This window comes from Mycolicibacterium sp. lyk4-40-TYG-92 (genome assembly GCF_030209435.1).
Lineage (GTDB): Bacteria > Actinomycetota > Actinomycetes > Mycobacteriales > Mycobacteriaceae > Mycobacterium.
Genome location: NZ_JARVRX010000014.1, coordinates 206,685 through 229,962, shown reverse-complemented (window position 1 = coordinate 229,962; position 23,278 = coordinate 206,685). Strand labels below are relative to the sequence as shown.

Here is a 23,278-nt window from a genome sequence, read left to right as displayed (position 1 = left end):
GGATGAAAAAAGATGCGGTGCGGCTGCTGGCCGGAGCGGGAGTCGTCACGGTGATCGTGGCGCTTGTCGCCTTCGCGTTGGCGCGATTCAGCGGACAGTTCACCGGCTCGGCGCCGGTGACGGTGGTCGCCGAGCGGGCCGGCCTGGTGATGAACCCGGACGCGAAGGTGAAGATGCGCGGCGTCGAGGTCGGCCGCGTCGCCTCGATCGATGAACGACCCGACGGCAAGGCCGAACTGCACCTGGAGATGAACCCCGACCAACTCGGGCTCATCCCGGCGAACGCCACGGTCGACATCGCCTCGTCCACCGCGTTCGGCGCGAAATTCGTCGAATTCAAAGCACCCGAGACCCCTTCGCCGAAGAGTTTGGCGGCCGGGGCCGTGGTGCCGGTCGACCACGTCACCGTCGAGATCAACACGGTGTTCGAGCAGCTGACGTCGGTCTTGGCCGAAGTCGAACCCACCAAGCTGAACGAGACCCTCGGCGCGCTTTCACGCGGAATGTCCGGCCGTGGCAATGCTTTCGGCGAGACGCTGGTGAACATGGATTCGCTCCTGGCGACGATCGAACCGGCGCTGCCGACCATGCAGCACGAGATATCCACTGCGCCAACGGTGCTCGACGCCTACAACGCGACCGCGGGCGATCTCGTACAGATCACGCGCAACGCGACCCGGATCAGCAAGTCCATCGTCGACAAGCAGCAGGACCTCGACCACACGCTGAAGAGCATGAGCACCTTTGCCGACACCGGCAATGCCTTCCTCGCCGCCAACCACCAGGCGCTGGCCAACGTGATGCGGCTCTTCCTGCCGCTCTCAGGCTTGTTCGACCAGTACAACCCGGCCCTGACGTGTTCACTGAAGGGCTTGGCGGACTTCAGTTCTCAGCCGCAGGCCCCGACCCCCGGCGGCCTGCCACTGTCGGCGAGCTTCCTTTGGGGCCATGAGCGGTACCGCTACCCGGGCGACCTACCGAAAGTGGGCGCGAAGGGCGGCCCGCGCTGCGAGGTCCTGCCGGTGGCGTTCGAGCAGCATCCGAATTTCGTCATCACCGACACCGGCACCAACCCGTTCAAATACGGCAACCAGAACATCATTCTCAACAGCGATGGGCTCAAGCAGCTGTTGTACGGACCCATCGACGGCCCGCCGCGCAACACCGCACAGATCGGGCAGCCCGGACGATGAACGCACGTGGAGCGGCGGTCAAGTTCGCCATCTTCGCCGTCGTGATGATGATCGCGTCGGGGTTCCTGTTCATGGTGCTCGGCGAGACCCGAACCGGAACCACCAAGGAATACAAGGCGGTGTTCGCCGACGCATCGAGCCTGCGGGCCGGGAACTCGGTGCGGGTCGCCGGCATTCGCGTCGGCACCGTGACCGGACTCGAGCTGGGGGACGACCGCAAGGTGACGGTGACGTTCGACGCCGACAACGCCATACCGGTCACCGCCGGCACCCGCGCGGAAGTGCGCTACCTGAATCTCGTCGGCGATCGGTATCTCGATCTCGTCGACGGGCCCGGGCCCACCCAGGTGCTGCCGGCCGGGTCGACGATCCCGATCGAGCGGACGGCGCCCGCCCTGGACCTGGATCTGCTGCTGGGCGGTCTCAAGCCCGTCGTGCAGGGACTCAACCCGCAGGACGTGAACGCGTTGACCTCGTCGCTGTTGCAGGTGTTCCAGGGACAGGCCGACGGGATCAATTCGCTGATGTCGCATACGTCTTCGTTCAGCGGCTCGCTCGCGGACAACAATGAGGTGATCACGCAGCTGATCGACAACCTGAAGCTACTCATCGGGACCATGGCGCGGGACGGTGACAAGTTCTCGTCCGCCGTCGACCGGCTGGAGCGGCTGGTCAGCGGGTTGTCGGCCGACCGCGACCCGGTCGGCGCCGCCATCGACTCCCTCGACAAGGGCACCGCCACGATCTCCGACCTGCTCGGCCAGACGCGGAAACCCTTGGCCGGCACGGTGAACCAGCTGCTGCGGGTCGGCAACAACCTGGACCAGGACAAGCAGACCCTGGACAACGCACTACAACGCGCACCGGAGAACTACCGCAAGGAAGCGCGAACCGGCGCATATGGCAGCTGGATCCAGTACTACATCTGCGACCTCACCGTCCGGGTCAATGACCGCGAAGGTCGGGTGGTAGTCCTGCCGTGGGTCAGGTCCAACGCGGGGAGGTGTCAGTAGATGCTGAAGTACGGTAATGCGCGCCTCATCCGGGTCGGCATCATCGGCGTCGTGACCGTCATTCTGGTGATCCTGATCGGCCTGTCGCCGGACAAGTTCAAGGACTGGGCGATGTCGGTACGGTACTCGGCCGTCTTCGCGGAGGCGGGCGGACTGGAGGTCGGCAACAACGTCGTGGTGTCAGGCATGAAGGTCGGCACGGTATCGAACGTGTCGCTGAAAAACGGTGACGCCGTGGTCGGTTTCACGGTCGATGGCCGAGTGTCCCTAGGGTCCGACACCTCCGCCCACATCCGAACCGGAACCCTCTTGGGCGCACGCACCCTCGCGCTGGTGTCGGCGGGCGACAAGCCGCTCAAGCCACGTTCGGTGATCCCGATCTCCCGGACGTCGTCACCGTATTCACTGACGGACGCGGTCAATGAGCTGACGAAGAACACCGCCGGGACCGACACCAACCAGCTGGGCCAGTCGCTCGATCTGCTGTCGCAGACGCTCGACCAGATCGCGCCCCAGCTCGGCCCGACTTTCGACGGGGTGTCCCGGTTGTCGCGTTCGCTCAACGATCGCAACCAGTCGCTCTCGGAGCTTTTGAAGAGCGCGGCGGACGTCACGAACGTGCTGTCGCAGCGCAGCGACCAGCTCAACACCCTGATCCTGAACGCGAATTCGCTGCTCGGAATGCTCGTGGAGCGGCGCGAGGCCATCGTGACGCTACTGGCCAACACCTCGGCGGTGGCCAAGCAACTGTCGGCCATGGTGCACGACAACGAAGCACAGCTGGCGCCGGCGCTGGATCGCCTCAATTCGGTGGTGGCCGTGCTGGAGAAGAACAAGGACAACATCTCGAAAGCGATCCCGGGTCTGAAGAAGGTCGTGATGACCCAGGGCGAAGCGGTCAACAACGGCGGGTACTACAACGCGTTCGTCGTGAACCTGATCGACGGACACGAGATCCAGCCCTTCATCGATGCGGCGCTCGGGGTGCAGCCCCGGACGCTGTTCCCCTGGCCGAACTGCGGTGGTGAACGCAACGGATTCAAGCCGCCGTACAGCTTCGATCATTGCTACAACCGTGAAGAGACCGAGGGTCCGCCCGTGGGACAGGTGCCGCACTGATGACGCGACGGATGATGATACGAATCCTGGCCGTGGCGCTGGTGGGTGCCGCGGTCGTCGCCGGAATCTTCGTCGGATACCGGAACATGTTCGGTCCCAGGACCTTCGGTGCCATCTTCACCCGCGTCACCGGTCTGTACTCCGGCGACGAAGTCCGGGTATCCGGCGTCAAGGTAGGCACGGTGTCGGATGTCCAGCCCCAGGGCGAGACGGTCAAACTGACACTGAACGTGGATCGGGACGTACCGATCCCGGCCGACGTCAAAGCGGTCATCGTCCAGCAGAACCTGGTGGCCGCGCGGTACGTCCAGCTGACACCGGCGTACCGCACCACGGGTCCCACGCTGGCGGAGGGCGCCGTCATCCCGGTCTCGCGCACCGCCGTGCCCGTGGAATGGGACGAAGTCAAAGCACAACTGACGAGGCTGGTCGCCGAGCTCGGACCGACCAAGCCCGGGGACACGTCCGTGGCCGGGCGCTTCGTCGACAGCGCGGCAAATGCAATGGCCGGCAACGGTGAACGACTGCGCGACACGCTCGCGCAGTTGTCGGGCGTGAGCCGGGTCCTGGCAGACGGCAGCGGCAACATCGTCGACACCATCAAGAACCTGCAGGTTTTCGTTACGGCGTTGCAGGGCAGCAACACTCAGATCGTGCAGTTCGAGGACCGGTTGGCGACACTGTCGAGCGTCCTCGATTCGAGTCGCTCCGACCTGGACGCTGCGCTGAGTGACCTGTCCGTCGCGGTGGGGGACATCCAGCGTTTCATGTCGAGCGTCAACAACCGCACCGTCGAGTCGGTGGCCCGCCTGACCGACGTCACGCAGACCCTGGCCGGAAGCAAGAAGGATCTCGAAGAGCTGCTCCACGTGTTCCCGACGGTGATGTCGAACTTCTACAACATCTACGACCCGGTGTCCGGAACAGCCTCGGGTATGTTCGGCGTCAACGGATTCTCCAATCCGGCCCAGTTCGTGTGCAGCGCCATCGCGGGCATCCAGGGCGGCGATCCGGCAGAAGGCGCGAAGAAGTGCGCAGAGTATCTCGGCCCGGCGCTGCGGCTCTTGAACTTCAACTACCTGCCGATCCCGTTCAACCCGTTCCTGGGCCCCACGCCGCGACCCGACCAGCTGATCTACAGCGAGGCCAAGCTGATGCCCGGCTACACCGGCCCGGAACCGCCGCCGCCGGCCACGCTGCCTGGGATGCTGCTGCCGGCCGAAAGGCCCGCCTCATGACGCGCTCGATCACCCGCCGGGTCTGGCGCCCGCTCGCCGTGGCGGTGTGCGCCATGGCACCGCTGAGCGGGTGTGCCTGGCAGGGCGTGAATTCACTGCCGCTACCGGGCGCTCCGGGGCGCGTCTCGGGAGCGACGGTCTACCACGTCGAGTTCGCCAATGTCGGTACGCTGGAATCGAATTCACCGGTGATGATCGACGATGTCGTGGTCGGCAGCGTCGGACCCATGAAGGTGGTCCGCGGGCATGCCGAGGTCGACATCTTGGTCAAGCCGGGCGTCGTGGTGCCCGGCAATGTCGTCGCGAAAATCGGGCAGACCAGCCTGCTGGGTTCGACGCACGTCGAGCTCGACCCGGTACCCGGGACGGCGCCGGCAGGCCGGTTGGCGCCCGGAACGACCATCCCGCTGAACCAGTCGTCGACCTATCCGTCGACGGAACGCACCCTGGCGGCGCTGGCGACGGTTGTCGATGGCGGTGGCGTCGGCCAGATCGGCGGCATCATCCACAGCTTCAACAACGCCTTCGACGGCCGCCAGGAATCGATCCGCGATCTCATCGGTCGCCTGGACCGGTTTGTCGGCACCATCGACGATCAACGCGATGACATCGTCACCACGATCAAGGCCATGAACGGTCTGGTCGGTACCTTCGCCGGCCAGCGCGACGCCATCACCGAGGCGCTGCGGGTCATGCCGCAGGCACTCGAGGTCATGGTGGCGCAGCGCCCGAATATCACTGCGGCACTGACGAAATTGCGGACCTTCAGCGACACCGCGACATCGTTGATCAACGACACCCAGGCCGACCTCGTCGAGAACCTCCGGCACATGGAACCGATCACCCGGTCGCTGGCCGACGTGGGAATCGTCATCGACAAGTCACTCGCCATGGCGACGACGTTCCCCTATGGGCAGGCCGCCATCGACCGCTACATCAAGGGTGACTACCTGAACCTTTCGGCGACGCTCGATCTGACGCTGCCGCGCATCCGCCGGGAACTGTGGATGGGTACCCGCTTCGGTGACCCGACCCAAGGGATTCAGGCCGCGATCGGCGACCCGGGATACGCCGAGCAGACGAAGGACCCGCTCGGCATCGGCGTTGCGCCGCCGCCGGCGGTCATCGCGCCTCGGCCACCCGAAGTGGCGCCGCCGCCGTTGCCCGGACCCGCACCCGCGCTCGGCCCGGATCAAGGGGGACACTGATGCTGTCGCGCTTTGTCCGAATCCAGTTGGTGATCTTCACGATCGCCTCCGTTGTCGGCGTCTTCGTGATGGCCTTCAGCTACATGCAGCTGCAGTCGCTCGCGGGCATCGGGCGCTACAACGTCACCCTCGAACTGCCGGACACCGGGGGGTTGTACCGCTTCAGCAACGTCACCTACCGCGGTGTGCAGGTCGGTCGCGTCACCGACGTCGAGCTGACGAAAACCGGTGTGCGCGCGACGATGTCGCTCGACGCTGCGGAGAAGATCCCGGCCGATCTGTCGGCCGTCGTGCGCAGTGTCTCGGCGGTGGGGGAGCAGTACGTCGATCTGCTGCCACACACCGACTCGGCGCCCTACCTGCGTGACGGTTCCGTCGTCCGGGGCGGGCCCGACGCGGTCCCGCCCCCGATCGGGCCGATGATGGACCGCGCGAGCGAACTGGTCGCGACCCTGCCGAAGGACAAGCTGCACCAGTTGCTCGACGAGACCTACAAGGCGTTCAACGGCGCCGACTACGACCTGCAGTCGCTGGCCGATTCGTCCGGGAAACTCGTCGGCGGCCTGAACGAACAACGCGACAAGGTACGCCAGCTCATCGAGAACAGCTCGCCACTGCTGGACTCCCAGGTGCAGAGCGCAGATTCACTGCGGGTGTGGTCACGCAGCCTGACGGGTGTCACCGGTCAGTTGGTCACCAACGATCCCCAGATCCGCAGCCTGCTGGACCGCGGGCCCGCGGTGGCCGACGACGCGACCAAGCTCTTCGACAAGCTGAAAATCACTGTCCCGGTGCTGTTGGCCAATCTGACGACGCTGGGACAGCTCGGCGTGACCTACCGCCCCGGCTTGGAGCAAGCGCTGGTGCTGCTGCCACCGATCGTGTCGACGGTCATCTCTTACGGCACGTTCCGCAACGCCGGTGGTCTCGGTATCGGCAGTTTCCGGATCGGCGCGGAAGACCCACCGCCATGCACGACGGGATTCCTCCCGCCGTCGTCATGGCGGCCGGCCTACGACACCACGACAATCGACCTGCCCGACGACATCTATTGCAAACTGCCGCAGGACGCACCGGTCGCAGTCCGCGGCATCCGCAACACCCCGTGCATGAACAAGCCGGGCAAGTACGCACCGACTGCCGAAATCTGCAACAGCGACAAGGAATACGAGCCATTGGCGCAGCGGATGCCGATAGTCGGCCCGTACCCGCGTGACCCGAGCCTGGAAAGGCAAGGGGTGCCGCCGGATTCGCGGTGGTTCCCCGATCAGGGGCTCTACGCACCGGTCGGCGGAGGGCCGGCCGCCGGCGTCCCACCGCCCGGACCGCCGCCGAACAACCCGGTGCTGCCACCGCAGAATCCGGTCAGCAGCCCGGGTGTGTCGGGCAACGCGGGTAGCGTCCCGCCGATCCCGGGTGGTGACCCGGTCGAGCCCCGGCCGGCCGCACCTCCCGTCGATGAGCCGGGGGCCGCTCCGAGCGCGTTCACCGGCGGCCTCGGTTATGCGCAGTACGACCCCCGCACGGGCGAGTACATGGCCCCCGACGGCCAATTGGTGCGGCAGGCTGATCTGGCGACCCGCAACGCGCCGAAGTCCTGGCAGGACATGCTGACCTCATGAAACGGGTGACCGCGGGCATTCGGCCCGCGGTCACCCGTGACCAACCCTGGTTACCCGTGGCCGAGGACGCTCTTGGTCTCCAGGTACTCGTGGAAACCGGCCTCGCCCCACTCGCGGCCGTTGCCGCTGTGCTTGTAGCCGCCGAACGGCGCATTCATGTCAAAGGCGTGGTTGATCGAGATCCAGCCGGCCCGGATCCGGCGTGCCACCGCGCGAGCGGCGTCGAGGTCGGCTCCCGAAACATAGCCGGCCAGGCCGTATTCGGTGTCATTGGCGATGTCGACGGCATCGTCGATGTCGTCGTATCCCAGCATGCAGAGCACCGGCCCGAAGATCTCCTCGCGTGCGATGGTCATGTCGTTGGCGACGTCGGCGAATACCGTTGGCCGGACATAGAATCCGCGGTCCACCCCGGCGGGGCGTCCCTCGCCGCCGGCGACCAGCTTTGCACCGTCGGCGACACCCTTGGCGATGAGGCCCTGGATGCGCTCGAACTGGGCGCGGGAGGCGACGGGTCCGATGGCTTTCGGGTTGTCGACGTCGGCCACCTGCACACCGTCGATGGTCTCCGCGGCGATCGAAATGGCTTCGGCCATCCGGGAGTTGGGCACCAACATCCGTGACGGCGCATTACAGCTCTGGCCCGAGTTCGGCATCATCGCCGAGACACCTGCTGCCACGCTGGTGGCGAAGGCCTCATCGTCCAGCACGATGTTGGGGCTCTTGCCGCCGAGCTCCTGGCTGACCCGCTTGACGGTCGGCGCGGCCGACCTGGCTACCTCGATACCGGCGCGTGTCGAGCCGGTGAACGACACCATGTCGATGCCGGGGTGGCTCGAGATGGCCGCCCCCACACCGGCACCGTCGCCGTACACCAGGTTGTACACCCCGGCAGGTACGCCGGCGGCTTCGATGACCTCGGTGAAGATCTGCGCGGAGAACGGGGCGACCTCCGACGGCTTGAGTACCACGGTGCAGCCGGTTGCCAAGGCGGGGAACACCTTCACGGCGATCTGGTTGAGCGGCCAGTTCCACGGCGTGATCAGGCCACAGACGCCGATGGGCTCGCTGGAGATCAAGGTCTTGCCGAGCTGCCGCGAGAACTCGAAATTCTTGAGCACCTCGATGGCCGTCATCAGGTGCCCGATGCCGAGCTGCACCTGCGCGCCCGCGGCCAGGGCCGGCGGGGCGCCGATCTCCTCGCTGACGGCCTCTGCGAGATCGCCTTGGCGCCTGAGGTATTCCGCGCTGATCGCCTGCAGCAGGTCGAGGCGTTCTTCGCGGCTGGTCTGCGACCACGAACCGAACGCACGACGGGCGGCGGCGACCGCCTTGTCCACGTCTGCCGCCGAGCCCAGGGCTATGCGGCCCGCCACCTCTTCCGTGGCGGGGTTCTCGACGTCCAGTGGGGTCAGCTCGACCGGGTCGACCCAGTTTCCGTCGATATAGAACTGCAGATACTCGCGCATTGCCTCTCCTTTACTGTGTGCCCTCGGCGTACCAGGTGCGGAATCGGTCGTATTTGGGCATCTCCTCAGAGTTCGCCTTCGGATCGATGCACACGTGCACCACTCCGACCTTGCCGCTGGCGTAGGCCCGCGCGATGGCCGGACCGATCTCGTCTTCCTTCTCAACGTACTCGCCGTGGCACCCGAAACCTTCGGCGATCTTGTCCATCCGGACGTCCTTGCTCCAGTGCACGCCGGGCTGCGGCGACGGTTGTTCGAAGGTCCGCTTGTAGACGCCGACCTCCAGGCCCCACTGATGGTCGACCCCAACTACACATACCAGCGGAAGGCCCTCGCGCGCAGCGGTTTCAAGCTCGGCGATGTGGAACAGGAAAGCCGAGTCGCTGGTCAGCAGCATGACGGGGCGCTTACGGCCCTCGGCGATCGAGGCGCCGACAGCGTAGGGGAGACCGGTACCCAAGTGGCCGAAGTTCTGATTCCAGATGACGTCGCGCGGCTTGGACTGGGAGTAGGTCCACTGGAAGATCACGGTCGCGCCGCCGTCGCGCACCATGATGCCGTCTTCGAGTTCGTTGAACGCCTTGGTGGCCTCGACGACATAGCGCGCCGAATGGATCGGCGAGCGCCCCGACGGCGCATTCTCGGCGAGTTGGGTGAGTTCGGTGGCGTCGGCCGTGATCAGGGCGTCGAGGTTGGCCGACGGCGCGCGCGGGGTGTCGCGCAGTGCCTCGACGAGCTGCGGGACGACGCCGCGCAGATCGCCGACGAGCGCCACGTCGAACGAACGATTGACGCCGATGGCGGTCGGATCCTGTTCGACGTAAACCCATTTGCGGTCGGCATTGCCTGCCGCCCAGTGCTGCGTCCGGCCGTAGTGCATGGGTTCACCGAGTTCGGTGCCCAGTGCGACGCACAGGTCGGAGTCCTCGACGGCCTGGTTGGCGGCCGGGGAGAACAGGTAGGGGAACGTCCGGTCCTGCAAGCCGGGGATGAACGACGTGCCGCCGGAGGTCTGGATGACGGGGCAGTTCATGAGTTCGGCGAGTTCCTTGACCTCCTGTTGAGTGCGCGAGGTGTGCACGCCGTGACCGACCAGCAGGATCGGGCTCTTTGCCTCTCGGATCAGCTTCGTGGCTTCGGCGACCTCACGTGCGCCGGCGCCCTGGTTCACCAGCCGGTAGCTCGCGGGACGCGGTGCCGCTGCCACATCGAGCTCGTCGAGGATCACGTGTGAGGGAAACTCGACATAGGCCGGGCCCGGGGTGCCCGACATGGCGCGGCGGATCGCCTCGTGGATGATCTCGTCGGTCTGATCGGCGTACTCGATGGAGCTGCTGTATTTCACCGATGGCGCGAAAAGCCCTTCCTGCTGGACGAATTGGATACGTCCGCGGCGCACGCGGCGCTCGGTGATGCGCGCCCGCTGTCCGCCGAGGAAGATGACCGGAGAGTTCTCCACCAGGGCACACATCATCGCCCCGGCGATGTTCGCGACGCCCGGTCCGAGCGTGCCGATGCACAGACCCGGCTTCCCGGTCATGCGCGAAGCGGCCTCGGCCATGAAGCCGGCGCTCAGTTCGTGGTGCGGTGCCACAACGGACCAGCCGCGGGCTTCGGCCTCGGTGAACATGTGCACGAAGTTCGGATCTGGAATGCCGAACAACGTGTTGACGCCCTCGGCCTCGAACAGGTCGAGAATGCGTTTGTAGACCGGTACACCCATCTGAAACTCCTTATTGGTAGCGCTTGGCCAGTTGCCTGCGATGTGTCGCAGGGGTGCCGAACAACGAACGGTTGAGGGCGGCGCGTTTGAGGTAGACGTGGATGCCGCTTTCCCACGTGTAGCCGATGCCGCCGTGTAATTGCATGGCCTTGCCCGCGATGTCGACGGCCACACCGGTGGCGTAGGCCTTGGCCATCGATGCAGCAGGGTCGTCGCGACCCAACACGACGGATCCGACTGCGGTGCGGACGAGTTCGCGCGCCACGTCGATCTTGACCAGCATGTCGGCGCACGCGTGTTTGACGGACTGGAAGGAGCCGATCGGCCGGCCGAACTGATGGCGCACCTTGACGTAGTCCACCGTGGCGGCGAGCATTGCTTCTGCGATACCGAGGCTGTCGGCGGCGATTGCCACGGCTGCCCGATTCTGCAGGAGACGCAGGGGGTCGCCCGACCCGGCGGCGAACCGTAAGGTTTCGGCCGCGCCGGAGGGGGCCACAGTGGCCAGCCGCCGTGTCTCGTCGAGCACGGGCCGGGGGACGGCATCGCCATCGACGACGGATACCCCGTCTGCGGTGACGCACAGGAGTTGATCGGCGCCTTCGGCGTCGGGCACAAAGCCCTCCTGCCCGGCCATGGCGACGGCCAGCCGGATGTTGCCGGACGCCACGCCGCTGAGCAGTTCGTCACGAATGGCATTGGGTGCCAACATGTTCAGCAGGCCGACCGTCAGCACCGCGCTGCCCAGATAGCTGGTGGCCGCGGCGGCCCGGCCCAGTTCTCCGCAGATAAGTGCGCCCTCGGCGAATGTCGCACCGGCGCCGCCGAACTCCTCCGGAACCTCCAGCCCGACCCAACCCGCTTCGACCAACGACGGCCACTCGACATTCCGGTTCTTGGCCAGCAGGTCTGCCGCCACCGATCGCAGCTCGTCATGAAATTCAGCGAAACCAGTCATGGCGCACTCAGCTCTCGCGGCAGACCGAGGCCCCGCTCGCCGATGATGGTGCGCTGAATCTCGCTGGCCCCACCGGGAATGGTCCACTCCCACGACCCGACAAAGTCGAGCAACCATGAGCCCGACTCCCAGCCGCTCGACATCGGCTTCGCGAGGTCGGTGTGGAGTTCCAGACCGCCGGCTTCGACGCCGAAATCGGTGAGCCGTTGCAGTAATTCGCTGTAGAACAGCTTGACGATCGAGGCATCGGCCGGGCTGACCGAAGCCGCCCCTTCTTTATGAGAGTTCTCCACCAGCCGGCGGCACAGGCCGCGCAGCCCGGTGATCTCGATCTCCAATTGGGCCAGCCGGTCGGCGACCACCGGATCGCCGGTCGGACAGGTTTCGACCAAGCGACGGAAACCGGTGTGGGCCAGGCGCTCCGACAATTCCAGCATGGTCAGGCCGCGCTCGGCGCCCAATGTCTCTTGTGCAACCTGCCAGCCGGTGTTCTCCGCACCCACCAGGTTCGCCGCCGGAATGACCACATCGGTCAGGAAGATTTCACAGAAGTGCGAGTCACCCATCGCGTTGCGGATCGGCCGTACTTCGACGCCGGGGCTGGTCATGTCGAGCAGGAAGTACGAGATGCCCTTGCGTTTCGGGGCATCCGGTTCGGTTCGCGCCAGCAGCAGGCACCAGTCGGCCTGCGCACCGCCGCTGGCCCACAGCTTCTGGCCGTTGACGACGTATGAGTCGCCGACCCGGCGGGCCGAGGTCCGCAGGCTCGCCAGATCGGAGCCGGCCTCTGGTTCGGAGAACCCCTGCACCCAGATCTCACCGTCGAGGATGGCCGGAAGATGTTGCTGCCGTTGTTCTTCGGTGCCCGCGGCCAGGAGGGTCGCCGCGGCGTGGTGGATGCCGACGAATGCCAGGACCAGCCGCGGTGCATCGTGCGCGGCCAGTTCCTGGTACAGCACGATCTGATCGGCCGCGCTCATGCCGCCGCCCCATTCGCGGGGCCAGTGCGGAACGGCGAAGCCCGCGGCATGCAGCTCGGCGAACCAGGACTTCTGGAAACGCACGAATTCGGTGTCCGGGACGCCGATTTGGGTGCGGCGCCAGTCGCGGGGGACATGCTCGTCGCACCAGGCGCGCACGTGCTCACGGAAGCCGGACGTCACGACATCCTCCGCGTCAGCTCGGCTTTCGTCGCCGACAACCCGAGCGGGTGGCGGCGCAGTGGTTGGCTGTGGCGGGACAGCCACGACAGCGTGGTCTCGTCGCAGAAGCCGACAGCCCCGTGCAGCTGATGGCAGACCCGGAAGACGACGTCGGCCGCCTCGATGGCCGACATCCGCAGCGCCAGAGCAATATCGGTGGCATCCGGCTGGTCGGTACCGACACTCCACAACGCATGCTTGGCCAGGATGTCCAGCCCGCTGCGTTCCACCTCTGCATCGGTCAGCTGGAACTGCACGCCCTGGAACGATGACAGCGGCGCGCCGAACTGCTTGCGCATGGTGACGTGCGCGACGGTCAGCTCGATCGCACGGTCGAGCATGCCCAGCAGGGTCCAGCTCGGCAGCACCAGCGCCAGTGCGACGTCAGTGCCACCACGGTCGTCGACAGCGGAGAGCTCGAGCGGTGTCACGAACGCCGGTCCGGCCGGTCCGTACCCGACCACCTCGCTGCGGACGCCGGCGACGGTGACGGCCGCCCACCGGCCGTCGATTCCGGCCACTGGCGCGGCCGGGTTGACATCGGCCACCACCGATAACCCGTCGGCCTCGAGATCATCAGGCCGGGAAAAGGTTTCGGCCACCGGATAGGGCAGCGCCCAGTACCCGGCGCTGCGGCAGAGCGCTGCCGCCGCCTCTAGTTCGTCGGCGTCGGCACGCGGGTTCAGGTCCCAGACGCCCAGCTCCCGCAGCACGCCGTCGACGAGTTCGGCCCGGACGTCGGGTTTCGCCTCTGCCTGCTGCACGAGGGCGTCACCCCCGGCCGCCTCGAAAGCCCGAAGTGCCTGTCGGCCATATTCTTTGGCCTGCTCACCGAGGTCGAGGTTCATCGCGCCGCCAGCATTGCCCGGGACAACAGGATGCGCTGCATCTCGATGCTGCCCGACGACACCGTCGACGCCTGTGAATAGCGCCAATGGTCGGCCACCTCGGACTTGAACCATCGCGTGTAGGTGGTGTCGGCGGTGACCTCCGCGGCCAGGTCCGTCAGGACCTCGGCGCTGTCCTGGTCGAGGCGGGTGACAGCGATGCGGTAAGCCGCCGCATCGCCCGGCTGCACCTGCCCGGCGGCTTGCAGAGCCACCACCCGGTAGGCCATCAGCCGGGCCCGGCGGCAGTGCGTCATCATGCGTACCCACCTGCTGCGCAACTCATCCGGAAGCGCCGGCCACCGGTCGGTCAGGGCCGACGGCGCGGCGGCGAGGAGCCGCTCGCACCGTGCGTAGCGGGCGATGCCGACCCGTTCGAAGGACATCACGTCCTGCACGATCGACCAGCCCTGATCGACCGTGCCGAGCACGTCGGCGGGGGTGACGCGTAGCTCGTCGATGAACACCTCGTTGAGGTGATGGGGTCCGAGCATGGTGCGGATGGGCCGGACCTGGATGGCCGGATCATCCATCGGGACAAGGAAAATCGTGAGCCCCTGCTGTTTCTTCTCCTGACGCGAGGTCCGTGCCAGCAGGAAGCACCACTGCGCCATGGTGGCGTAGGAGGTCCAGATCTTCTGGCCGGTGATCCGCCAGCCGTCGCCGTCGGGCCGGGCGGCTGTGCGCAGCGACGCGAGGTCCGAGCCGGCTTCCGGTTCGGAGAAGCCCTGGCACCAGATGACTTCGCCACGGGCGATCAGGGGCAGGTGCTGCTGCCGTTGCTGTTGGGTGCCGTGGCGCATGATGATGGGGCCGACCCAGTTGACGCCCATGTACTGGGCACCCCGCGGCTCGTGGTGTGCCCACATCTCCTCGCGCACGACGGTCTGCTCCCACACCGACGCGCCCCGACCACCAAACTCCTCCGGCCAGGCCAGGCACAGCAGATCCTGCTCGGCCAGGACACGGCAGAACCGCTGCGCCGCGGCAAGATCCGCCGGATCGTCGGTGAACGCCCCCAGAAAGCCCTCCGGCACATGCTGTTTCACCAGCTCACGGAGCTGATGGCGCAGCGCCGTGGCTTCGGGGCCCATCTCGAAGTCCATGCTCACAGCTCGCTCAACACCTCATCGGTGTCGGCGCCCAACAGCGGCGCCGGACCGGCGACGCGGCCGGGTGTGCGGGAAAACCAGGTCGGCACACCGGGAAAGCGCACCGGGCCGTGTGGGGTGTCGACGGTTTCGAAGAGGCCCACGGCGTTGAGGTGGGGGTCATCGAACAACGCGTCGGGCGTGTTCAGCGGTGCGGCGGGGATTTCCAAAGTTCGGAACAGCGCCAGCCATTCGGCAGTCGTCCGCTCCTTCATGGTCTCGGCGACCAGCCCGTACACGGTGTCGATGTCGTGGGCCCGTTGTTCGAGCGTGGCGTACTGGTCGTCGGCCCAGGGCGGTTGCACCGCGTCGATGAATGCCTTCCAATGCCGGTCGTTGTAGATCAGCGCGGCGATCTCGCCGTCGCTGGTGCGGTAGGGACGGCGGTTGGGTGCCACGGTGCGCGGGTAGACGGCAGGGCCCAGCGGAGGGTCGAACATGGCGCCGTTGGCATGTTCGACGAGCATGAAGGAGGCCATGGTCTCGAACATCGCGACCTCGACCTCCTGGCCCTCTCCGGTGCGTTCGCGGTGGAACAACGCCATGGTGGTGGCGTAGAGCGCGGTGAGCCCGGCAATCTTGTCGGCCATGATGGTCCCGACGTAGTCGGCCTGTCCGGTGAGCTGGGCCTGGACGGCGGGCAGGCCGCATTCGGCCTGAATGGTGTCGTCATAAGCAGGGCGGTCGCGGTCCGGTCCGCGGCGCCCGTAGCCATAGCAGTTGGTGTAGACGATGCGCGGATTGAGCGCGGCCACATCGTCATAACCGAAACCCAGCCGGGCGATCGCCTTGGCCCGCATCGAATGGATGAAGACGTCGGCGGTTTCGCACAGCGCCCGCAGCGCGGCTCTACCGGCATCGGTGCGCAGGTCCAGCACCACGCTGCGCTTACCGCGGTTTACGTTGACGAACACGCCACTCATGCCAGGGGCAGGCCCCACCGAGATGAACCGGGTGTCATCCCCTTGCGGCGGTTCGATCTTGACGACGTCGGCGCCCATGTCGGCCATGATCTGCGTGCAGTACGGCCCCATCACCATGGCGGTGAGGTCGACGACGCGTACCCCGTGCAACGGACCACGGGTTGGCCCGCTAGCCATGAGCGGCCATCGCGAAGCTGTAGCGGATGTGGTCACCGTGTCCGTCGGGGACGACGGCAAAGCTCACCGGGTCATCGGTCTCTCGGATGGCGGCCGACTGTGCGGCGACGTCCTCGATGGACCACGACGGCCGGTACACCCCAGGCGTTTCGGAGATGACGACGCGCGCCACCCGGCCCGCCAGCGCGACGAAGATTTCGCCGGTGACCGAACAGGATTCGTGGGCCAGCCAGCCGACCACGGGTGCCACCAGCTCGGGTGACATCGGGGGATAGGACGACGTGTCGATGCCCTCGGCCATGCGGGTGACAGCTGCCGGGACCACGACGTTACAGGTGACGCCCTCCGAAGCACCCTCCAGAGCAACGACATTCGACAATCCGATGACGCCGGCCTTGGCGGCGGCGTAGTTCGCCACCTGGTGGTTGCCGTACAGCCCTCCGATCGACGACGTCAGCACGATACGGCCGTGGCCGGCGTCGCACATCGCCGGAAATGCGGCTCGCACAACGTGAAATGCGCCGCGCAGGTGGACGTCGAGGACGGCGTCGAAGTCGTCGGATGTCATATCGCGTAGCGGTGCGCGCCGGACATTGCCGGCGTTGTGGATCAGAACGTCGACCCCTCCGTACTCCTGCAGCGCGGCGTCGATGATCGCTCGCCCACCGGCGGGCGTGGCCACCGAGTCGGTGCATGCGATGGCCTGGCCGCCGGCCGCGGTGATCTCCTGCACCACCTCGTGGGCGGGGCCCGCGTTGATCCCGTCGCCCGACAGGGCACCGCCGGAATCGTTGACCACCACACGGGCGCCACGGGACGCGAGCAGCAGCGCGTACGAGCGCCCCAACCCTCGGCCGGCTCCGGTGACGATCGCGACGCGGCCGTCGAATCTCAAGTTGGACATCTAATTTCCCAGCACCAGACCGTCGAGGTCACCGGCGTCCCGCCACGCCCTCAGCAGGTCGTCGAACGCGTAGAAGCCCGGCGTGTAGACCTCGCCGAGGAACGACCGGGTGGCATCCCCGAAGCCGCGGCCCTCGTTGTTGTAGTAGCCGGGCGTGCAACTGTTGTCGAATGCCGAATTGTCGAAAGCGAGTTCGCGGATGGTGGCCACCCAGGCGTCCTGGCCGTCCTGGCTGGGCTCGACGGTGGTGGCGCCGCGTTTGATGGCCTCGGCGATGATGTAGGCGATGTGCTCGGCCTGCTGCTCGAACATCGCGGTGGTGTTGGCCGACACGCCGCCCTGGATGAATCCGGTGTGGAACTGGTTGGGGAAGCCGCGGCTCGTCATCCCGTGCAGGGTCTGGTAGCGCTCGCGCCAGTGGTCGAACAGGGACACTCCGTCGCGGCCCTCGATCGCCTCCATCGCATAGCGGCGGCTGATCTCGGTCGAGATCTCGAAACCGCTGGCGAAGATGACGCAATCCACCTCGTACTCAACGCCGTTCGCGACGATGCCGGTGCGGGTCAGTCGCTCCACGCCCTGGGACTCAGAGACGTCGACCAGGCTGACGTTGGGCCGGTTGAAACTGGGCAGGTACTCGTCACTGGACGTCGGCCGCTTGCACATGAAGCGGTAGTACGGCTTGAGCGCCTCGGCGGTGTCGGAGTCCTCGACCAGGTCGGCGATACGGCGTCGCAGCCGCTCCATGATCTTGTAGTCCTCCTCCTCCCGCATCGCCATGATCTGCTCGACGCCGAGGGCGGCGGGGTCGGGGCTCGCCGCGATGCGGGCTGTGAGGTTGCGGCCCAGCTCGGTCCAGAAATCGCAGACCTGGTCCGGCGCATCGAACACCACACCTTCGAATGGCGACCAGCGGTGGAAGTTCCGCTTGCGCTCGGCCTGCCAGCCGGGCTGCAACGACGCTGCCCACGCCGGGTCGGTGGGTTCGTTCCCGCGGAAGTCGACCGACGACGGCGTGCGCTGAAAGACGTAGAGGTGCTGGGCATCCCGGCTGAGGTGCGGGACGAGTTGCACGCCGGTCGCCCCGGTTCCCACGAGGGCGACGCGTTTGTCGGCGAGCTTGTCGAGCCCACCGCTCGCGTCACCGCCGGTGTAGTCGTAATCCCAACGGGCCGAATGGAAGACGTGCCCGTGAAAGTCCTTGATGCCGGGGACGCCTGGCAGCTTCGGCCGGTTGTAGGAACCCTGTGTCATGACCACGAAGCGGGCGCGGATGTCGTCGCCCCGGTTGGTGGTCAGTCGCCACCGCTTGATCTCTTCGTCCCAGCGCACGGTGCGCACCTGGGTCGAGAAGATAGCGCCGTCGTACAGCCCGAAGTGTTTCCCGATGTTCTGGCAGTGCGCGAGGATTTCGGCGCCATCGGCGAACTTTTTCGACGGCATGAAGTCGAGCTCTTCCAGCAGTGGGATGTAGCAGTAAGCGTCGTTGTCGCACTGGATTCCGGGGAATCGGTTCCAGTACCACACCCCACCGAAGTCGCCACCCGCCTCGATGACGTGCACGTCCTCGACACCGGCCTTTGCCAGATAGGCGCCGGCCAGCAGCCCGGCGATCCCGCCGCCCAGGATCACCACCTCGAGGTCGGCATCGATCGGCGCCCGCGGCGTCACGGGGGTGTGCGGATCGTTGTCGGAGAACTCGGCGTAATCCCCAGCGGCTTCGAGGTATTGGGCGGAGCCTTCGGGGCGGACCCGCTTGGCCCGCTCATACGCGTATTTCTCGCGCATCGCGTCGATGTCGACGTCGTCGGGCGTCTGGGTCGGCCCGCAGGTGTCGAACAGTGTCATCGCAACTCCTGTGGTTCGCCGGTACCCATGTACTTCGACAGTTGGTGGTGCAGATTCACGGTGCTGCGTTCGCGGTACGGATTGGGTTTGGTGCCCGGGAAGCCGGCGGACTTCATGCCCTGTTGCACCGCGGCCATGTTCGAGAAGTCCTGGGGCAGCACCGACAGCCAGTTGGGGCTGTCCTTCGGCGTGTACTCCCATTCCGTCTGCGGCTCTCGGCCTTTCGGGTACAGCTCGAACACCGCGACCTCGAAGATGCACCTGTTCGGGTCGTAGCTCGGATCCGGCCGGGCGGTGTAGCACAGCGCGCTGGTCAGCCCCTGCCCGATCTGGAAGTTGGGGAAGAGCTGCCATGCCGTGCCGCTCTGGCCCAGGACATCGGCGGGAATGGTCGGCCAGATGACGCCACGCGCCTCATCGTCGCGGCGCGCCGAGGACAGCCAGTGCTCAAGCACTTTGTCCGCGGGGGTGTCCGCCGGCAGTTCGTCGACCAGGCGCTTGGCGGCGTTGACCAGGGTTTGCGTGGTGGTCGCGTTGGTCTCTTCCATTGTGTAGACCTGCATTTCGGCGGTCGAGATACGCGGGTCGCCGATGCCCAGCCGGATTTTCGACTTGGTCTCGTCGAGGCCCTTGGGTGCGTCGTAGCCGATGTTGCTGTGCCGGCCCTGCGCTTTGGCCCAGCCCTTGAACTCGCCGAACCGGTTGAATTCCGGATGGGTGGTGAACACATGGTAGGTCTCGTTGAAGGCCTCCATCGCGACTTTCCAGTTGCAGTCGAAGGGCAGCCACTTGCGCCATTTGTAGCGCATTCTGTCCAGCTGGAACGGGTCGAGGATCTTCGCGGCCGGAAAAAGGTAGTCCGCCAACGGTTCACAGTCGGCGTCCATGTTGATGAACAGCCAGCCGCCCCAGGTATCGACGCGCACCGGAGCCAGGTGCGTGTTCTGCGGCGTCAGCGCGCCCTGCCAATCGTCCTGTTCGCGGATGTGTGTGCACACTCCGTCGAGTCCGTAGGTCCAGCCGTGGAATCCGCACACGAAGCTCTTGGGGGTGCGTCCGCAGGCGTTCTTCGCGCCGTCCGGGGTGTCGACCAACCGGCGTCCGCGATGCATGCAGACATTGTGATGCGCCGCGAATTCCGTTGGCCCCGTGCGCACGATGATGATCGAGTCGTCGAGGATGTCGTAGGTCAGATAGCTGCCGATGTCCGGCAGCTCTTCGATGCGTCCGACCTGCTGCCATACCTTGCGCCACAACCGATCCCGCTCGGCGCGGGCGTATTCGGGGCTGACGTAGGCCTCGACGCCGATGGTCGTCGGCTGCGACAGTTCCTCCATCACATCTCCTTGATCGTCGCGCGAAACGACTCGTCTTTGAGAAACAGCGAGGTGTTGTCCGCGCCGAGGTGGCTCCATTTGAGGTTCAGGCCGCCGTCGACCAGCAGCGTCTGCCCGGTGATGTAGCTCGACAGGTCCGACAGCAGGAACAGCATGGCGCCGGCCTGCTCTTCGGGGGTGCCGCGGCGACCCAACGCGATGGCCCGGTGATCGCGGTCCGGATCGTCGTCGACATACGTTGCCGACGCGGCCGTCTGGGTGACCCCGGGCGCGACCGCATTGACTCGGATGCCGTCTGCGGCCAGTTCGACCGCCATGGTCCGGGTCATCGCGACGATCGCGGCCTTGGCCGTGCCGTACGCGATGTGGAACGGCGCGGTATTCATGCCACTGACCGACGAGACCGACACGATGGAGCCGGGGCAGGATGTGGTGCGCAATTCATTGGCCACGGCCTGGCTCATGAAGAACGCGGTCTCCAGATTACGGCTGAACAACTCTCGCCAGTCGGCCCGGGAAACCCGCGTCGACGGCATCCAGCTCGTGGGATCGGCACCACCGGCAACGTTCACCAGGCCGTGCAACGTGCCGTCGACGCGGCGCACCCGATCGATGACCTCGGCGATGCCGTCGTCGGTGGACGCGTCGGCCCTGACCGGGACGACGGCGAGACCGGCAGCCGCCAACGGCGCGACGTGCTCGTCGAGGTTGCTCTGCGAGCGGCTGACGGCGATCACCGTGGCGCCGGCTTCAGCGGCCATCCGCGTCACGGTGGTTCCGATACCACCGCCACCGGCCCCGGAGACGACGACCACGCGGCCGTCCAACCTCAAGAGTTCTGCGGCCGACATGCTAATTGTCCGGACAACATAGCGTGTTCTGCATATTGGAGAACACTATTCCGCAGGGAGAATCGGCTCGTCAAGAGATTCGTCGCGGCAAACTCGTCCTATTGTCTGGACTACTGTGACTTGATACCGTCGCCCGTCATGAGCCGCTACATCGCGACCCGACCGAGCGTTGCGCAGGGCTGGCGCCTGGAGCGCGTGACTGCGCCGAGTCGGCTGTTCGGTGCGAACGGATTGCGCACCGGTTCCGATGGGCGCATCTACGTCGCGCAAGTGACCGGCAGTCAGATCAGCGCGCTCGACCCGGTCACCGGAGCGCTGGAGACGGTGGCGGCCAAGGGTGGCGACATCATCGCGCCCGACGACGTCGCATTCGATTCGGCTGGAAATTTGTATGTCACCGAGGTGATGGACGGTCGCGTCAGTGTGCTTGACCCGTCCGGCCAAACCCGTGTGCTGAGGGACGACTTGCCCAGTGCCAACGGCATCACCGTGTATCGAGATCGGTTGTTCGTCAACGAATGCCGTGACGGCGGCCGGCTTCTGGAACTCGATCGGGGCGGGGCAGTGGCACAGATCCTGCTGGACGAACTGCCGTCACCGAACGCGATGGAGGTCGGTCCGGACGGGATGCTGTACTTTCCGCTGTTGAGCGCCAACGAGATTTGGCGGATCGATCCGGATGGCGGTGCACCGCAGCGGGTTGCGACGGGTCTCGGGGTGCCCGACGCCGTCAAGTTCGATGCCGACGGCTTCCTCGTGTCGACCCAGGTCGCCACCGGACAGGTCCTGCGCATCGACCCGCGCAGCGGCGCGCAGCAGGTATTGGCGCAGCTGACTCCGGGGCTCGACAATCTGACCTTCGTCGGAAACCGTTTGTTCGCCTCGAATTTCACCGGTGAGATCACCGAAATCCTGGCCGACGGCTCGACTCGGGCGCTGCTGCCGGGTGGGCTGAACTGGCCTCTGGACCTGGCCGTCGGAGACGACGGGCGGCTGTATGTCGCCGATGGCACGTACTTCTATGCCGCTCGCGCCGATGGCACGCTCGACACGGTCGGCATGCTCTTTTCGCCGGGCTACCCCGGGTTCGTTCGGGGCCTGGCCTCCTGCGGTGCCGGGCAGTTCGTGGTGACCACGTCGGGAGGCCAGATCAGCCGGTATGCACCCGCGCGGGCCGAAACCGAGGTACTGGCAGACGGATTCGACCAGCTGTACGGCATCGCGGTCGACGGTGACGCCGTGGTGGTCGCCGAACTCGGCACCGGTCGGGTGCTGGCCGTGGCGGCCGGGACCGTGGAGGTGCTGGCCGCCGGACTGGTCGACCCGGTCGGGGTGGCGATCGCTCCCGACGGCGGCGTCCTGGTCGCGGAGTCGGCGGCCGGCCGCGTGGTGAAGGTGAAGGGGTCGGCCGTCCAGGTCGTCGTCGACGGGCTGGGGCGACCACAGGGCATTGCCGTTGCCGGCAGTTCGCTCTACATCGTCGATGCCGGAGCCAAGGAAGTGGTCATGTTCGACCTGAGCACCAAGGCCCGCACCACGATTGCCACCGATCTGCCCGTCGGCGCACCACCCGGGGTGACACCCAAACCTCTCAAAGGACTACCGCCGTTCTCTGGACCACAGGGTCCGTTCGCGGGTATCGCCGTCGCGCCTGACGGCACGCTCTACGTCTCGGCCGACGGCGACGGCAGCGTGCTGGCATTGCGTCAGGACCGCCCGTGACCGCCCCCACCACCGAACACCGCTACCTGCAGGTGGCACGCACGCTGCGCAAGGAGATCGTCGACGGGGTCTATCCCGTCGGTTCGCAACTGCCCACCGAACACGAACTGTGTGAGCGATTCGCGGTGTCCCGCTACACCATTCGGGAGGCACTGCGACGCCTGCGCGACGACAATCTGGTCGAATCGAAACCGCGCGCCGGAACGCTGGTGGTGCCGAGATCGGTGGCGAACACCTATGCGCAGGACGTGATGTCGATCGACGATCTGTTGGCCTTCGCCGAGGGGGCGCAGTTCGAGATCGCTTCCACTGCCATGTCGACCATCGACGCCGACGTCGAGGCCGGCACCGGGCTGCCACTCGGCTCGCAGTGGCTGGCGGTCGAGGGCTTTCGCAGCGGCAGCGGTGCGCCCATCTGCCGTACCGACTACTACATCAACCGGGAATTCGCCGCCGTCGGCCGGCTGCTGCACCGGCATTCGGGTCCGATCTTCCCGCTCATCGAGGACCTCTTCGGCGTCACCATTGCCGAAGTGCACCAGGAGATTTCGGCCGTCATCGTTTCGCCCGAGCTCGCCTCCGAACTCAAGGTGGAGGCCGGGACCGCCGCGCTGCAGATGCGACGCACCTATCGCACGTCGGACGGCGACATCGCTCAGGTCACCGTCAACACCCACCCCGCTGCGCGGTACCGGCATTCGATGACGATGCGGCGGGTCAAGAGCTGAGGCGC

The 23,278-nt window shown here is 66.3% G+C and carries 19 protein-coding genes; 8 read left to right on the top strand and 11 right to left on the bottom strand.

The genetic code is table 11. The features are described 5' to 3' along the window. The first annotated feature begins 2 nt into the window (after nucleotides 1-2). The 6 genes from QRN63_RS20860 to QRN63_RS20835 are packed head-to-tail and all read left to right on the top strand — an operon-like array spanning nucleotide 3 to nucleotide 7,393. Nucleotides 3-1,193 carry an MCE family protein gene (locus QRN63_RS20860; protein ID WP_267316438.1) on the top strand — a complete coding sequence of 397 codons (1,191 nt, stop codon included), beginning with the start codon at nucleotides 3-5 and terminating at the stop codon, nucleotides 1,191-1,193. Continuing rightward, nucleotides 1,190-2,206 (top strand): MCE family protein, encoded by a 1,017-nt coding sequence (locus tag QRN63_RS20855; RefSeq protein ID WP_285032551.1) that lies wholly within the window; start codon nucleotides 1,190-1,192, stop codon nucleotides 2,204-2,206. Before QRN63_RS20860 ends, QRN63_RS20855 begins: the two co-directional genes overlap by 4 nt. Beyond that, nucleotides 2,207-3,325: an MCE family protein gene (locus QRN63_RS20850; protein WP_267316440.1), complete on the top strand. Its 1,119-nt coding sequence runs from the start codon at nucleotides 2,207-2,209 to the stop codon at nucleotides 3,323-3,325. It abuts the gene before it with no gap. Further along, nucleotides 3,325-4,563, top strand: a complete 1,239-nt coding sequence (locus tag QRN63_RS20845) for an MCE family protein (RefSeq protein ID WP_285032550.1) — start codon at nucleotides 3,325-3,327, stop codon at nucleotides 4,561-4,563. The genes QRN63_RS20850 and QRN63_RS20845 overlap by 1 nt, the downstream gene beginning before the upstream one ends. Then, a complete protein-coding gene (locus QRN63_RS20840; protein WP_267316442.1) occupies nucleotides 4,560-5,771 on the top strand; it encodes an MCE family protein in 1,212 nt (403 codons plus the stop codon). The genes QRN63_RS20845 and QRN63_RS20840 overlap by 4 nt, the downstream gene beginning before the upstream one ends. Further along, on the top strand, nucleotides 5,771-7,393 hold the full coding sequence (locus QRN63_RS20835; protein WP_267316443.1) for an MCE family protein: 1,623 nt from the start codon (nucleotides 5,771-5,773) through the stop codon (nucleotides 7,391-7,393). Before QRN63_RS20840 ends, QRN63_RS20835 begins: the two co-directional genes overlap by 1 nt. A 50-nt stretch (nucleotides 7,394-7,443) precedes the next feature. Here the strand turns inward: QRN63_RS20835 and QRN63_RS20830 are convergent, their stop codons facing one another. Genes QRN63_RS20830 through QRN63_RS20780 form a run of 11 tightly spaced genes read right to left on the bottom strand, consistent with a single transcriptional unit; the run spans nucleotide 7,444 to nucleotide 20,823 of the window. Next, entirely contained in the window at nucleotides 7,444-8,862 is a 1,419-nt protein-coding gene (locus tag QRN63_RS20830; protein ID WP_285032549.1) for an aldehyde dehydrogenase family protein, read from the bottom strand. A 10-nt stretch (nucleotides 8,863-8,872) separates the two neighbouring features. Next, on the bottom strand, nucleotides 8,873-10,585 hold the full coding sequence (locus QRN63_RS20825; RefSeq protein ID WP_285032548.1) for a thiamine pyrophosphate-binding protein: 1,713 nt from the start codon (nucleotides 10,583-10,585) through the stop codon (nucleotides 8,873-8,875). A 10-nt stretch (nucleotides 10,586-10,595) separates the two neighbouring features. Beyond that, nucleotides 10,596-11,543: an acyl-CoA dehydrogenase family protein gene (locus QRN63_RS20820; RefSeq protein ID WP_267316446.1), complete on the bottom strand. Its 948-nt coding sequence runs from the start codon at nucleotides 11,541-11,543 to the stop codon at nucleotides 10,596-10,598. Continuing rightward, nucleotides 11,540-12,706 (bottom strand): acyl-CoA dehydrogenase family protein, encoded by a 1,167-nt coding sequence (locus QRN63_RS20815; protein WP_285032547.1) that lies wholly within the window; start codon nucleotides 12,704-12,706, stop codon nucleotides 11,540-11,542. Before QRN63_RS20815 ends, QRN63_RS20820 begins: the two co-directional genes overlap by 4 nt. After that, nucleotides 12,703-13,593, bottom strand: coding sequence for an acyl-CoA dehydrogenase family protein (locus QRN63_RS20810; protein ID WP_285032546.1), 891 nt, complete (start codon nucleotides 13,591-13,593; stop codon nucleotides 12,703-12,705). The genes QRN63_RS20815 and QRN63_RS20810 overlap by 4 nt, the downstream gene beginning before the upstream one ends. Further along, nucleotides 13,590-14,738 (bottom strand): acyl-CoA dehydrogenase family protein, encoded by a 1,149-nt coding sequence (locus QRN63_RS20805; RefSeq protein WP_285032545.1) that lies wholly within the window; start codon nucleotides 14,736-14,738, stop codon nucleotides 13,590-13,592. Before QRN63_RS20805 ends, QRN63_RS20810 begins: the two co-directional genes overlap by 4 nt. A gap of 2 nt (nucleotides 14,739-14,740) precedes the next feature. After that, on the bottom strand, nucleotides 14,741-15,856 hold the full coding sequence (locus tag QRN63_RS20800; RefSeq protein ID WP_267316678.1) for a CaiB/BaiF CoA transferase family protein: 1,116 nt from the start codon (nucleotides 15,854-15,856) through the stop codon (nucleotides 14,741-14,743). Nucleotides 15,857-15,875: 19 nt separating this feature from the next. Beyond that, the gene (locus QRN63_RS20795; RefSeq protein WP_285032544.1) at nucleotides 15,876-16,787 is read right to left on the bottom strand and encodes an SDR family NAD(P)-dependent oxidoreductase; all 912 of its coding nucleotides are present in this window, start codon (nucleotides 16,785-16,787) and stop codon (nucleotides 15,876-15,878) included. Then, on the bottom strand, nucleotides 16,788-18,635 hold the full coding sequence (locus QRN63_RS20790; protein WP_285032543.1) for a flavin-containing monooxygenase: 1,848 nt from the start codon (nucleotides 18,633-18,635) through the stop codon (nucleotides 16,788-16,790). It lies immediately after the preceding gene. Then, entirely contained in the window at nucleotides 18,632-19,972 is a 1,341-nt protein-coding gene (locus QRN63_RS20785) for an aromatic ring-hydroxylating oxygenase subunit alpha (protein WP_285032542.1), read from the bottom strand. The genes QRN63_RS20790 and QRN63_RS20785 overlap by 4 nt, the downstream gene beginning before the upstream one ends. Continuing rightward, nucleotides 19,972-20,823, bottom strand: a complete 852-nt coding sequence (locus QRN63_RS20780; RefSeq protein ID WP_285032541.1) for an SDR family NAD(P)-dependent oxidoreductase — start codon at nucleotides 20,821-20,823, stop codon at nucleotides 19,972-19,974. Before QRN63_RS20780 ends, QRN63_RS20785 begins: the two co-directional genes overlap by 1 nt. A gap of 138 nt (nucleotides 20,824-20,961) precedes the next feature. Here QRN63_RS20780 and QRN63_RS20775 point away from each other — a divergent pair, with 138 nt between their 5' ends. Together QRN63_RS20775 and QRN63_RS20770 are read left to right on the top strand one after the other, a co-directional pair. Further along, nucleotides 20,962-22,545 (top strand): Vgb family protein, encoded by a 1,584-nt coding sequence (locus tag QRN63_RS20775; RefSeq protein WP_267316453.1) that lies wholly within the window; start codon nucleotides 20,962-20,964, stop codon nucleotides 22,543-22,545. Continuing rightward, entirely contained in the window at nucleotides 22,542-23,273 is a 732-nt protein-coding gene (locus tag QRN63_RS20770; RefSeq protein ID WP_285032540.1) for a GntR family transcriptional regulator, read from the top strand. Before QRN63_RS20775 ends, QRN63_RS20770 begins: the two co-directional genes overlap by 4 nt. The last annotated feature ends 5 nt before the right edge of the window (nucleotides 23,274-23,278 follow it).